Annotated in this window: 10 protein-coding genes; 5 read left to right on the top strand and 5 right to left on the bottom strand. The window is 55.1% G+C overall.

Features of this window, described 5'->3' with window-relative positions:
• Window positions 1–3: 3 nt before the first annotated feature.
• The 4 genes from CRO08_RS13495 to CRO08_RS13480 form a co-directional block, all read right to left on the bottom strand.
• Entirely contained in the window at window positions 4–786 is a 783-nt protein-coding gene (locus CRO08_RS13495; protein WP_072808392.1) for an ABC transporter ATP-binding protein, read from the bottom strand.
• A gap of 9 nt (window positions 787–795) precedes the next feature.
• Window positions 796–1,854, bottom strand: a complete 1,059-nt coding sequence (locus CRO08_RS13490) for an ABC transporter permease (RefSeq protein WP_097036621.1) — start codon at window positions 1,852–1,854, stop codon at window positions 796–798.
• Between the two features lie 115 nt (window positions 1,855–1,969).
• A complete protein-coding gene (locus tag CRO08_RS13485; RefSeq protein ID WP_097036620.1) occupies window positions 1,970–2,800 on the bottom strand; it encodes an FISUMP domain-containing protein in 831 nt (276 codons plus the stop codon).
• Between the two features lie 15 nt (window positions 2,801–2,815).
• On the bottom strand, window positions 2,816–4,600 hold the full coding sequence (locus CRO08_RS13480) for an FISUMP domain-containing protein (RefSeq protein ID WP_097036619.1): 1,785 nt from the start codon (window positions 4,598–4,600) through the stop codon (window positions 2,816–2,818).
• An 81-nt stretch (window positions 4,601–4,681) separates the two neighbouring features.
• Here CRO08_RS13480 and CRO08_RS13475 point away from each other — a divergent pair, with 81 nt between their 5' ends.
• From CRO08_RS13475 to CRO08_RS13455, 5 genes are all read left to right on the top strand, one after another.
• Window positions 4,682–6,019, top strand: coding sequence for a class I SAM-dependent RNA methyltransferase (locus CRO08_RS13475; RefSeq protein WP_255252387.1), 1,338 nt, complete (start codon window positions 4,682–4,684; stop codon window positions 6,017–6,019).
• Window positions 6,020–6,135: 116 nt separating this feature from the next.
• Window positions 6,136–6,585, top strand: coding sequence for a hypothetical protein (locus tag CRO08_RS13470; protein WP_141398382.1), 450 nt, complete (start codon window positions 6,136–6,138; stop codon window positions 6,583–6,585).
• Window positions 6,586–6,651: 66 nt separating this feature from the next.
• The gene (locus CRO08_RS13465) at window positions 6,652–7,539 is read left to right on the top strand and encodes a hypothetical protein (protein WP_255252386.1); all 888 of its coding nucleotides are present in this window, start codon (window positions 6,652–6,654) and stop codon (window positions 7,537–7,539) included.
• Between the two features lie 3 nt (window positions 7,540–7,542).
• Window positions 7,543–7,992 carry a hypothetical protein gene (locus tag CRO08_RS13460; protein ID WP_073114626.1) on the top strand — a complete coding sequence of 150 codons (450 nt, stop codon included), beginning with the start codon at window positions 7,543–7,545 and terminating at the stop codon, window positions 7,990–7,992.
• Between the two features lie 4 nt (window positions 7,993–7,996).
• Complete coding sequence (locus CRO08_RS13455; RefSeq protein ID WP_176495160.1) at window positions 7,997–9,898, top strand: homocysteine S-methyltransferase family protein; 1,902 nt, start codon at window positions 7,997–7,999, stop codon at window positions 9,896–9,898.
• A 59-nt stretch (window positions 9,899–9,957) separates the two neighbouring features.
• Here CRO08_RS13455 and CRO08_RS13450 read toward each other — a convergent pair whose 3' ends face one another.
• Window positions 9,958–13,632 carry a PD40 domain-containing protein gene (locus tag CRO08_RS13450; protein WP_097036614.1) on the bottom strand — a complete coding sequence of 1,225 codons (3,675 nt, stop codon included), beginning with the start codon at window positions 13,630–13,632 and terminating at the stop codon, window positions 9,958–9,960.
• Window positions 13,633–13,692: the final 60 nt, after the last annotated feature.

Raw genomic sequence — 13,692 nt, 5'->3', positions numbered from 1 at the left:
GAATCAATCTATAAAATTAAAGTGGTAGAGTCCCTCGGAGTATTCTTCCTTGGGGCACTGCCGGTTGAAAAAGTGACGTAACGTGGGGTCGTCGGATTCCATGCCTTCTTGCAGCGTAGCGTCCTTGAGCACGTAGCCGTCCTTGAGGTACACAAAACGGTCGCAGATAATCTTGATGCTCTCGAGTTCGTGGCTCACGATGACCATCGATACCTTGAGCGTGTCGCGCAGTTCGAGCAAAAGTTCGTCGAGGGAGCGGGCCGTTACCGGGTCGAGGCCCGTGGAAGGTTCGTCGCAAAAGAGCAGTTCCGGCTTGAGCGCGATGGCGCGGGCGAGGGCTGCGCGCTTTTTCATGCCGCCCGAAATTTCGCCCGGGTACTTGTGGAAGGCGTGTAGCAGGTGCACCTTCTCCAGGCGGTCGGCAACAATCGCCTCCATCTGGCTCTTGGGCATGTAGGGCATGCTGCGTTTGAGCGGCAACATCGCATTCTCGGCGATGGTCAAGTCCGCAATGAGGGCCCCGCTCTGGAAGAGCACGCCCGTACGCATGCGGGTCTCGCTGTCGAGGCCTTCCTTTGCACCGAAGGTCTTGCCGAAGTAGGTGATAGTGCCCGCGTCGGACTTGATGAACTTCAGGATGTTGTTCAGGAGTGTTGACTTACCGCAGCCCGAACTCCCGAGCACCATGCGGATTTCACCGCGCTTCACCCCGAAGGAAATATCCTTCAGAATGGACTCACGCCCGTAACTTGCCTTCAGGTGGTCTACTTTCAGGATTTCTTCCATTGCTGCTCCCTAGTAGAATATGAAGGCGAAGAGGGTGTCGGCGAGCACGATGCAGCAAATTGCGGCGACCACGCTTGATGTGGTTGCCTTGCCCACGGCTTCTGCGCCGCCGTGCGCGTTCAGGCCCTTGTTGCAGGCGATGAGCGTGACGATCCAACCGAAGACGAGCGCCTTGATGCTGCTCTTTAAGAACGTGATGGGCGCAATGCCGTCGCGGATGCCCATCATGTAGTTGGAAAAAGAAATGTCGCAGAAGAAGTAGGCGATGAGGAACCCCGAGAAGCACCCGAAAATGGAGGCGCAGAACGAGAGAATGGGGGTCGCGATGCTCATGGCGATAAAGCGCGGCACCACCAGGTACTGCACCGGCGGGATAGCCATCGACTTGATTGCCTTGACTTCTTCGCACACGCTCATGTTCGCGATTTCGGCGGCGACGGCACTGCCGGAGCGGCCCGCGAGGATGATGGTCGTGAGGAGCGGGCCGATTTCTGCGAAGATGAGGAAGCCGAGACCCGAGGCGAGGTAGGAGCCGCCGCCCACCGCGTTCAGCATGATGGAACTCTGGAGCGCCATCGTAAGGCAGATGAGGGCGACCATCAGGAAGCATATTCCCATGGCTTCGCTCCCGAGCTTGAACATCTGCTTGGCGACACCGCCAAAATGGATCTTGCCCTTGTCGAACGGCCCGAAGATGGTCCAGTAGATGGACATGAACAGGAGCGTCAGAACTTCGAAGGTTTCCTTGATTACAGAAAAACCGATGCCGCCGAGCATCTCGAGAACGTTGTTCGTACCCTTCGCCGGCCTTGCGGGCGGTTCCATCTTGCGGAGTGCCGAAAGGTGCGCCTTGATGTCGGCGTTGAAGTGGGCGAGGGTAAGCGTGTTGCCCGTCTTTTCGGAAAGTTCGGCGAGTAGCGCGAAGAACGCGTCGCCACTATAGTCCATGCTTGCAAGGTTGCTCCCGTCAAGGCACAGCGCACCGCTACGGAGTTGCCTTTTGCAATTCCTCAGCAAGTCTTTGCTGTTCGCCGCCGTAAGCGTATCTGGCAAGAGAATAGTCGTCATGGTACAATTTCGGGCGAAATATAGAAAAATACACCCAAAAAAGCCCGCTTTTGACCATTAAGCGGATAGCGGGCATGTTTTGCCGACAAAGTGTTGCTGTCGCGGGCTAAAAGCGCTAGTCCTTCACGCAGCGGACAGGATTACTTGATCTTTTTTTGGGGGTATAATACCACGCGTTGTTGTTGAATATATCCAAATGTATGGCGTATGCGTCTGTCGAATAGTAAGATGTTGATGTCCATATTTCCGTTGAAAGGCGTGGAATGCATGCAACACCTACACGGATGTCCCAATATGTGCCAGAAGCAAGTGCGGAAAATCCGTAAGTGTCTTTTCCTCCATATCTTTTTTTGTCATCATAATTGACTTGAGTTTCCCAATCTGGGCTTCTGGATTTTAAATGTTCGCCTGCGATTGAGTCTCCACCCGCTGAGTTAATCAAGATTCTCCATTCTGTCGAGTCTGGCAGGTGCCAGCCACTTGGACAAATGCCTCGTACTGGATAAGTCGGAGTGCATCCGTTTCCTCCACAACCTTTGCCGTTAGTACTCCAAGTCCCAATGCTGTCCATGGCTGTACTCCATGGGTAAAAACGTCCGTATCTTTCGCAATAAATGGCTGAATCGTTATAACAGAAGCTGCTTGAATCATAATCCCATACTTTGCGCAGGTCTCGGTAGTTCAGGTTTTCTGCCATCCAGGTTTGGTCCCCAATTTTTACGGTCCTGTATGTCTGACCGTCTCGGTCATCAACCATCTCGCCGTACGAAATCTTGGGGTTAAATTGGTCTACGATGGTGTAAGGTTCCGTTGTACTGGAATAATTCCTTGCCATGCTCGACGAAGACTTTGCGCCATCAGGGCGCGCGATAAAATCGCTGTCGTCGTCACCGCAGGCGGCGAGGAATGCTGCGCATGCAAATGCGGTGTAGAGTGAGTGCTTCATTTTATTTCCCCCCTTTTAGTCCTTCACGCAGCGAACGGAGTTGGCATATGATTTGCGACTGCTTGTAAAATCCATTCCGGCGGAAGATTTTAGTTGATAGCCTGAAAATGCTGACGGTTCTGACATAGTGCCATTTTCCGGGTAAAACCAGAATGTCATGTTGTCTAAATCAGCGAATTGATGATTCCGGTTATGACCAGCTCCGATTAAGCTGTATCCGGTTAGATTATCCCCGCCAAAGGATATAGCTCGAATATTTTTTTCTTCCTTATTGGCCGTTAATACAATGACATACTCGTCATAGGTCATCACGTGCCAGCCTTCAGGGCAGATGCCCCGGTGATTTTCCTCGATAAGGTCTTCGCAAGCGTCAACATTGCAGCGACTCGGCAATTGCATCATCTCGGCCCACTGGTAAAGGCTGCCGTACTTGTCACAGTTGGTCGTGTCGTCATTGTAGCAGTAGCGTTCAATATTCTCATCGTCGCTCTGGTCTTCTGTTCCCGGCACATCGATGCCGATATTCAGGTTTTCGGCCATGACCGTTACCGAAACATCTTCGTCACCATCTTTTGCGTTAATCGTGAGATAGTAATACGACCTTCCGTTTCGTATGTCGGTAAATTTCTTGTACGCACCGGAGTTCAGGCTGTCTGCAAAAAGATCACTCTGATGGTCGTAAGGTGTATACTCGCTTGAACTCGACTTCGATGTGATGCTGGACGAAGATGCTGTTTGAGCAGTATCAATCTTGATGCAACGAATGTAACGCTTGTTGTATGGTTCAGTCTGGTAATCAGCTGCCTTGTCGAGATCGTCAGACATAGCTACATAATCAACTAATTTGACATATGTGGTAGTATTGGGATTGCTGGCCCAAAAAGATGCGTCGTTACCTATGAGATAGAATATTCCTTCTTCGAAACGTCCTCCCGGCAAGGCCGTGAACGATGCTTCGTCTGTCCCGTTGCCGTCATTTAGCCAATCAGATGCGGATTTGAGGGCTTTGCCGGCAACATCCTTGCCTCCAACCTTACCAAACAAAATACTCCAATCGATGGTTGAAGGAATTCTCCATCCATCTGGGCAGATTCCGTATGTCGGAGAAACTGGTCGGCACGACAATGCGTTATATCCGCAGCCCTTGCTGTTTGTACTGAATACGCCAACGCTGTCTAAGGCTGTTGCCCAGGTGTAGAGTAAACCGTACTTAGTGCAGAAGCTGGTGTCATCGTTATAACAGGAACTACTTCCTGTTCTGAAGTTCAGATTGTCCCTCATCCAAACCTGATTTCCGATTTTGACCGTTCTGTATGTTTGCCCATCGCGGGCGTCCTTAAAGCAGTTTTCGTCGGTACCTATATCGCAGTGAGAGAGCAATGGGGTTGTGTAGCTCGAACTCGACTTTGCGGAGCTGGACACGCTTGTCTCGCTGGAATTCGACTTTCCACTGGATGAAGACTCTGCGGAACTACTGGATTTCTCGCTGGGCGAAGATTCTGCAGAACTGCTGGACTTTGCGCTGCTCGAAGATGTTTTCTTGGAAGACGAGCTCGACTTGCCCGTATCGATGGTTTCGAACCAGTGGTCGCCATCGCATTCGTAGTCCGTTTCGAGGTCTCTTACGTAGACCTTTTCGCCCATGAGGTCGTCGTTGCACTCGAACTCCTTGAGCTCGTCCATGTCTGCCACTTCGCCGGGCAGCTCGGGGACTTTCGGGATGAACGAGTCGTCATCGCCGCAGGCAGTGAGGAGCGCAAAAGACAGGAGTACCGGGAATAGAAGTGCGTGGGGTTTCATTTAATTTCCTCCTTTAGAAGAAAAATATATTATTTCACCGCTGATTTTACTTTTTGCTCCTTAAATTCTATCTTTATGCCCATGTTCCGTCGTTTTGACAAACCTGGCAAGCCGCGCAGGCCGGGCCACAAGCGCCCTGCGTCTGCACGCCCCGCATATTCTGCGCCCGCCCGCGAGGTGCTAGAAGTCCGCATCGAGAAAATGGTGCAGGGCGGCGAGGGTATGGCGCGCCTGCCTGATGGCCGCGTGTGCTTTGTCGCGGGCGCGTTGCCGGGCGAACTCTGCAAGGTGGCGGTGACGTTCACGAAAAAGGATTTTTCCCGCGGGCATGTTGTGGAAGTGCTGGAAGGCGCAAATCCCGACCGCGTAGAGGCGCGCTGCCCGCTGTACGGCAAGTGCGGCGGGTGCAGCTTGCAGCACCTGGACAGCGAAAAGCAGGCGGAATACCTGGCGCAAGTCGAGCGCGAGAATTTCCGGCGCATTGCCCGCATAGAATTGCCCGAAAGCTTTACTGTGCACACGGGCCCCGCGTGGGGTTATCGCAACCGCGCACGGGTCGTCGTGGTTTGCGACCAGGCCGGCGACAAGCCGATTGTGCGTTTCGGATTTCGCAAGCAGGAAAGCAATAGTGTGGCGCTGTTCAAGAACTGCCCCGTATTGACGCCCGCATTGAACGAGTTCCTACAGGGGCGTGCCCGCGAGATTTTTGCGGGCGAGTTCCGCCCCGGCCGCGAGATGGAAGTGAACCTCTTCGATAACGGCGCGGGTGAAATCTCGTACTATTACGAGGGAATGCCTGCCCGCGAATTCTGCGAGAATGCGGTAAGCGTCTCCGAAATCTGCGGAAAGAAAATCGAGGCCGACGCGGGCGTGTTCTTCCAGAGCAATCTCGCACTGTTGCCCGCGCTGGTGAAGTCCGTGCGCGATGCCGTAGACGAGGGCCTAGCAAGCGGGGAGGCGAGCGACGAATGGCTTATCGACCTCTTTAGCGGGGTAGGGTTCTTCGCCGCGATGCTTATGGACAAGTTCAAGCGCGTGACGACCGTGGAACGCGAAGAAAAATGCCTGCAACACGCGGAAGTTAATTTGTCTGAAACGCGCGGCGCAATAAACGATAAACAGGCCGCAGCGATAGAAAATGTTTCCGCCCCGGCCGAGGAATGGCTCGCGAGCAACGTGGTAAACATCCCCGCGACGCTCATCGTGGACCCGCCGCGCACCGGCCTCCCGAAAGAAGCCCTCGACGCCATAGCGGATTCCTCAGTGAATCGCCTGATTTACGTGTCCTGCCACCCGGTGACGCTTGCCCGCGATACCGCCCTCCTTGCCGAAAAGGGCTTCAAAATCCGCCGTGCGGAGGCTTTTGCCTTCTACCCGCAGACTCCCCACCTCGAAATGATGCTCGTTCTGACCCGCTAGAAACCGCCTAAAACGGCCAAAAACGCCACATATTGTAAAAAACAACGCAACGAATATGGCAATTCGGGGGGATTTTGCTAATTTGTTAATCAGGTGTTTTTCCAGGAAGGCTTAAAATGATCAGACTTTCAAAACTCGCTATTTTCTTGGTGATTGCCATGGGGGCATTCTTCTCGTCCTGCTCCACCGAAGATCCGCACATCGTGTGTGGTCGTGAATGGAATCCGGCTTTGCAGCTGGTTGCCGATACTACCAGCGAATTTGAACTTATCAACCCGATGATCGTGCAGTTCCGCTACGGTACGGGCTTCGATTTCCCGACCATCAAGATAGCCTTCTACGAGGGTACTGCCGCTAACAAGGGCAAGGAAATCTGGAAGTACGAAACCAAGGTGAACGAGAAGGTGAGCGTTTATACGCTCCAGGGCCACTCCAAGCGCGGAGGGCTTATGACCGCAGCAGAAATGACTCGCCACCATGCTCCGGGCCAGATTGTTATCGAGGCTACTACGGGCGACCGCCTGCTAGCCGTGAAAGAAATCACGCTTATCAAGAACAAACAGTAATTGGAATTTTCGATGATTCGTAGTAAACTTCTGGCCGGCTTCGGCGGGCTCCTGTCTCTTTGTGTTATGCCTTTTTCCCTTGTCGGTTGCGGCGAATCTGAGGTTACGCTCAACTACAAGCTTGCACAGCCTGTGGACGTGGAAGTCTATACCGAAAGCTACTTCGCGACGATTGATCTGAAGGGCGAAGAGCAGATGGGCACGATTACTGCCGCCTATGTGGACCTGAACTACTCTACTGCGGGCGATACCACGAAGGTGCAGCGCCTGTACCGCGTGAACAATTCTCGCGGCTACCTCAAGAACTTTATGCCCTCCGAACTTGCATGGCGCGTGAAGGAGGTGAACCTTGCGGCCGTGGACCGCGAAGTGACGAGCATTACCGGCCTCGATGACGGTTACGACACGCTTCTCGCGCACATCCCGATGCCCGAACGCTGGCGCAAGCAGCTCCTGAACCCGGATTACAAGCCGCACCTGCGCCGCCTCGAAAAGCATCGCTGGGAAATGGACCACCTGCTCAAGGGGACTGTCCCTGTGAAGGCGAACATCACGCAGATGCTCAAGGACCAGGGCAGGCTCAATTTTGCGCTGATCCAGATTGATTCCGTGGTCACGAAGGGCTTTGAGAACCGCGACCACCGTCGTTGCCTGGATTACAAGATTTACCTGCACGAGACGGAAAGCTTCCCCTACTACATCTGGGAGCAGCACGTGAACAGCAAGATTGTGCCCGAAAAGTTCATGGCGTACACTGCCGGCCACAAGGCGGAATATGACACCGAGTACGAAATCATGATCGACCCCGAGACGGGCATCCCGTGCCAGGAACGTGAAGTGAAGGTGGGGACGCACTACATGGTGCACCCGGTCACGAAGGACACGGCCACCTTCAAAAGCAACATCACGCACGAACGCCTCTTCAACATCAAGCGCAACCAGACCGCGGAGTAGCCTATGATGACCCCCTTCCGCAAAGCCTGTGCCGTTTTTGCTGTCGCTTTTGCGGCGGTGCTTTCGGGCTGTACCTCGCACCCTTCGCCCCAGCAGACGATGGTCGACGACCGCTACATGATGTACAAGGAAACGTACAAGGCGTACAAGGAAGCTGAAGAACGTTACCTGAACCTGCTCTTCAATATCGAGCGTATGCCCGAGGAAGAGGAACTCTGGATAATGAAGCGCGAACAGATGCAAGAACTGCTGCAACTGCGCGAACTCATGCTGCAGGCGCGCGGCGAACTTGACGACGCGATGAAGGACTGGGAAAGTCACCTGATGGAGGTGCAGTCCGAGGTGAAGAAGGCGAAGGTCCAACAGTACAATCCGAATTTCAAGGGGCGCGATGCCCAGCGCACGAGCCCGGGGCAGTTGCTCCCGGGCGAGGTCCCGAACACGCGGAGATAGTTCCATGAACCTCTCGAAGTCCTACCAGGAACTCGCGAGGGCGAGCATCGGGCGCATCCTTGTGATGGATGGGCCGGCAAGGCCTGTTCTTGATGCGTGCGATTTGCGTGAAGAAGATTACCGCGGGGAAATGTTCGTGGACCACGCGGTGGACCTGCAGGGCAACGACGATATACTTTGCGTTACTGCGCCGCAGGTCGTGAAAAAGGCCCACCGTGCCTACCTGGAGGCGGGTGCCGACATTATCCGCACCAACACCGTGCGCGCAAACCCGATTGTGCAGGGAAAGTTCAGGCTCGAGAACATGGCGTACGACATTGCTCTTGCGGGGGCGCGCATCGCCTGCGAGTCGATTGCCGAATACAACGACGACATTCTTCAGTGCAAAACAGGCAAGCTGGGCCAGACGCTCGAACGCAAGTATGTCGCGGGCGTGATGGGACCTGCGGAAGATTCCGCGGATGTGGGCTTCCGTGAACTGGTCGATGCCTACAGCGAGGTTGTGCGTGGCCTTCTGGACGGGAATGCGGACATACTGCTGTTGGATTCGTTCCGTAATCTGTTGAACGTGAAGGCGGCCCTGCACGCCGTATTCAAGGTGTGTTCCGAACGCCAGGAACTTGTGCCCGTGATGGTTTCGGGCGAAATTGCCGAAGCGGGTGCAGGCACGCTGGCAGGCCTTACCGCAAGGGCGTTGCAGCATACCGTGAGCAGTTTCCCGGTATTCAGTATCGGGCTTTCGGCGGAAGAGAAAGCGTGTGACCTGCATGACCTCCTGAAAGAAATCGAGAATGCTCCCGTGCGCATGAGCGTGATGGTGAATGTTTCGCTCGAGGGCATGAAACCCCACGACAGCGATTCCGTGAAGGGCCGCGCAAAGGAACTCTGGCGCTATGCCGATTCGGGCCTCGTGAATATCGTGGGTGGCGGCAAGGAAACCACGCCCGAGTCACTCAAGTTCATGGTGAAGGCGCTCAAGGGTAGCCGCCCCCGCCGAATCCCTGCCCGCCGGTACAACATGCTGTTGAGCGGGCTTGCTCCCATGACGGTAGCAGGTGCGGGGAATTGCATTTGCGTGGGCAACGTGTTTAATCGGGAGGAATCTCCCGAGTTCGCGAAAATCTTTGGCGAAGGGAACCTTGCCGATGCCATTGCGCTCGGGCACAGGCAGGTTACCTACGGTGCTGAAATCCTGGACGTAAACCTGGATTCCTACGATACCGAGCCTCCGCAGATACAGGCGTTCATGGGCAAGATGCTCGATGACAAGTCGCTTGCGAAATGCCCGGTGATGATGGATTCACGCGGTTGGGACCTGCTTATCGCCGGAATCGAATGCATTTCGGGGAAGGGAATCGCGCGCAGTATAAGCCTCGCAGAAGGTGAAGAAATCTTCCTCACGAAGGCGCAGGAAATTCGCAAGCGCGGGTTTGCGCTGGTATGCTTTGCCGAAGACGAGAAGGGCGCTGCAGATACCTTCGCGCGCGAAACCGAAATTATCGAGCGCATGTACCGCCTGCTGGTGGGCAAACTCAATTTCCTTGCCGAAGATATCGTGTTCGAACCCTGCGTGGAACACGAGGGCAAACCACTGGAAGATGCGATGAACCTGCTGTTCAAGGTGTGCCGCTACGTGAAGGCGAACCTGCCGTACGCGCATATCCTGGGCGATGTCCAGAAGCTCGGGTTGCATGCAAGCGGGCTCGAGAAGGCGAGGCCCGGACTTACGTCCGTGTTCCTGCACTATGCAAAAAAGGCTGGGCTTGATTTTTACATCGCTAAGCCGGAGAAAATCCCCGCTTACGAGGAAATCCCTTACCGCATGTGTTGCCTGCTCGAAGACGTAGTGCTTTCGCGCGTACCCGATGCGAAGAAAAAACTCGCTGCCGCATTGAAGGCAATGTAGCTGTCATCCCCAGCTTTGACCGATGCACGATCGTCATCCCCGGCTCCGACCGGGGATCTTTACTGCCAGCTGTTGATAAATCCCATCCCGAGCGTAAACTTGATTCGCGTGGGCGCAATCGCGTCCGGTAAAAGCGGCACGTCGATTGTCGTGGGCTTCCAACTGCCTTCGCGGCCTTCATCGTCGCCGATGCGGCTGAGTGCTCGTGCGAACGTGAGCGTTATGTCGAGCGGGATGCTGTAGAAAATCTTGTTGCTCCACCTGAAGCTAAGGCCCGCAGAACGGTCCCAGAAATCGTGGTCCGTGAACTTGTCCGTATCGAACCACTTGCTGTTCCATGCGGCACCGATCTGCGCGAATGCGTCGATGTAGAATGCGCGCGTCTCGAAAATCCAGAAACCCTTACGCCAGTCGTCGTAGACGGGGAACAGGTAATGGACTTCCGCCATAGCGGTCTTGGTGCCTGCGCGCGTGTAGTTCTCTGAACTGCGCAGGTAGGGGTAACCTTCCAGGAACACGGCGCTGTAATAGTACGAGTCAAGCGTATCCACCTTGGCGCCGGTAGAATCCTTCGCGTCGGTATCCCAGTTGAAAATGCCTCCGAGCTTAGCACCTGCGGCGAGTCGCGCTCCGGTGAGTGGACTCTGAATGCTCCCGTAGAGGCTCAGGCCGAATTCGTGTATGTTGAAGTTCCTGTACTTGGGCTTGATTTTCCCGCTCTCGGTGACGACGAAACTTTCGGCGAACGTACCGGGGCGGTAGAGGTCGCTGTTGGAATACTGGTACGATATTACGGCTCCGTCGCCCTGCCCGCTGATTCCCGTTCCGTCTTCGCCTTCACTGTCGCCGTAGAGCCCGAATAGCGCCATCACGCTGAATCGCTTCTGGTATGTCCACGCGAAGTTGTCTTCGTACAGGTTGAAGTCTGCCCAGTCGTAACTTGCGGCGATTTGAAGCGTGTCGACACTCTTGAACGGGCTGTAACCCGCCATTGCGACAATCGACTGCATCGGGACGGCGTAGTTGCTGATGCCGAGGCTGTCTCCGTCATTGGCGCGCACATCCTCGTAACGCACGGTATCTTTGCTCGTGTAGCTCGCGTACGTGTACGAAATCCCGAAATCGATGGGCGTGCTCCTGTTCTCCCATGCGACGAAGAATTCTTTTTCTTGTTCCGGGTTGAGGCCGGAACCGTTGATGTAGTCGATGCCGTTCCCGATTTCGAGCATGAGGCCGATTTGCAGGGTGTTCTTCTTGAGCGGGTCGGCGATGATGGCGGCAAGCCCGATTTTTGCCTTGAGCTGGCCGTCGCCGAATACGGTGAGGTCGGGGGCGTTCTCGTAGAAGGCGAGCATGGGGATGAACAGCGGGACTGTCGGGATGGGCTTGTAGTCGCGTTCGGTGCCGGCGAATTCGCGGCTTTCGAGTTCGATATGCTTCTCGATGCGCGGGAGGGGCGAGCCCTTGAGCACGATTTCGCTCGGGGCGGGCCTCTGCGTGATTGTGTATGTCGTGTCGTAGAACCTGATGACGCTATCGCCCTTTGTAGGCATCGGAATCTTTGTACAGGTTGTATCACCCTGAATCCGTGCATAAGCAACTGAATCTATTATGTAGCTAGTAGAGTCTGTACATCTCCATATTGAATCGGTAACGATGTCTTCAGGCATCGTGTGAACAGGAAGTCTTATGCAGCTGCTGTCACTCTGGGATCTGAACGTGGCGATAGAGTCCCTTATGATTTTTTCAAGGGAATCGTTTACACACGCCCATCTAATGACGGTGTTTGCCGACATCCTCTCTTCGTCTTCCACGATGTTCATCGTCGTGTCGTTTACCATCGCGACGCTCGTGTACTGGAGCTTGTAAAGCGAGAACCCGTCCTTGTCGTACTGCGTGAAGTAGAGTGTGTCGCCTGCGAGTACCGGCGTGAATGCGCCGCCGACCACGTTCGTGAGCGGGCGTTCGTATCCGGTGTCGATGTTCTTCTCGATGAGGTTGAATATCCCGTTCCTGTTGCTCGCGAACACAATCTTGCTGTTGTCGATCCAGTTTACGTCGCGCTCGTCGTAGCCCTCGGTGCTCATGACCTTCATGTTCTTGCCGTCCGCGTCTATCACGGCGATACCGCGGTGCACGTCGTCGAAGAAACTGAACGCGATGCGACTCCCGTCGGGGCTGTACTTGGGGCTATAGATATTGTAGTACTTGAACTTCGCGTCGGGCACGTAGATGTCGATGTGGTCTTCTGCCGTGTATTCGCTGAAGTCCGCGGTGAAGGGAACCTTGCTCAGTACGAAGCGCGTGCTGAAGGGTTCACGCCGTACGAAGGCGACCTCGTTTCCCTTGGGGCTGAATGCCGGGTAGACCGCGTCCACGAGGTGGGTGAGGTTCAGCTTGTTCTTGTTCGTGTCGCTCACCGCGATGTCGAAGTGAGCGTGTCCGTCCTTGTCGCGGTTCTGGAATGTCACGTATGCGAGGATCGGGCCTTTGTCCGGAGCGTCGTACACGTCGATGCCCTTGTCGAACCAGGGCTTCTTGGCGCGGAAGCCGCTCTTCGCGTAGTCGTTGATATCGATGGTCGAGTCGCTTTCCTCTTCTTCGATGGAAATCTGCCCGATCTCGATACCGTCAATCTTTTCGTCGGCCTTTGCCGTAGAGTCCGTAGCGCTGCTGTCCGGTTCCAGCGGCATCTTGAAAACTGCGCCGTCGAACCACGGCCCGCCAAAGTTGGAAACGCCGTAGAGGTGCTTGCCCGCGACTACGGGGAAGTCCTGCCAGAAGGCTTCGGCGGTAATCTTCTTGCCTTCGACGAGGGGCCCGAGAGAATCCTTCTGCGCCTTGTACGCCTCGGTGATTTCCTTCTTCCAGGCTTCGTAGAGTTCCTTCTCGCCGATGCCGATGACCTTCTTGAGTGCGCCGTCGAGCGTCACGCGGTAGGGCTTCGAAAGTTCCGTCCAGATTTTCGGGACGGCATCTTCGCCGTAGTGCCTCGAGATGTAGAGCACGAGCGAGAACCCCTGCGTGTAGGGCCCGAGTTCGGCAAAAAGCGAGTTGTCCGAAAAGTCGTGCATGTATTCGAGCGGGAGCAGGGTGTCGTTCAGGGCCGCGACGCGCAACAGCATGTCGCGATGTGTGTCCCAGGCGTCAAAGCCCATGCGGGCGGACTCGAACTGCGCCGTACCTTCGGCGAACCAGAGCGGCTGCAGCGTGAAGGGGATGAACGTCGCGAAGTCGCTCGTGATGCGCTCGTTGTAGTAGTCGGTGTAGCTGAATTGTACACCGTAGATGCTCGGCTTGAACTTGCTCCCGTTCTCGATACTCACCAGGTGGCTGAATTCGTGCGTGATGACGTCGGCGAGCCAGCCGTGGCTGCTGCGGATCTTGAAATCCCAGTTGGTGAGCCACAGGTTTACCGCGTTCTCGCTCGGGACGGCGCTGCCGTTGCTGTAGAGTGCGTTGTTGAGCACCGCGTTCACGCGACCCGGCAAGTCCTTCTTGTAGCGGCCCACCACCGAATCGTAGACCGCCTCTGCGTATGCGGAGAGCGCGGAGGCGTGCTCGGTGTATTCCTGCGGGTAAATAAACTGGAAATGCTTCGTGTCAGCGGTCTTCCACTTGATGTCGCTCTGGTTGCCGTAGAAACCGGCCGCAAAGGCAGAACCCGCAAGCAGCAATGTGCCCGCAAGTGTAGCCGCAACCTTAGCGCGGATTTTTTTCGCGTCGAAGAGCATTGTCTTATAAATTTAGGAAATTCGTGCTTGAAAACCCATAAAAAAAGCAAAAAACGCCGT

The sequence above is a fragment of the Fibrobacter sp. UWT3 genome, assembly GCF_900230125.1.
GTDB lineage: Bacteria > Fibrobacterota > Fibrobacteria > Fibrobacterales > Fibrobacteraceae > Fibrobacter.
Note: the sequence above shows the minus strand (reverse complement) of the source record. Positions and strands in the feature narration are given on the sequence as shown.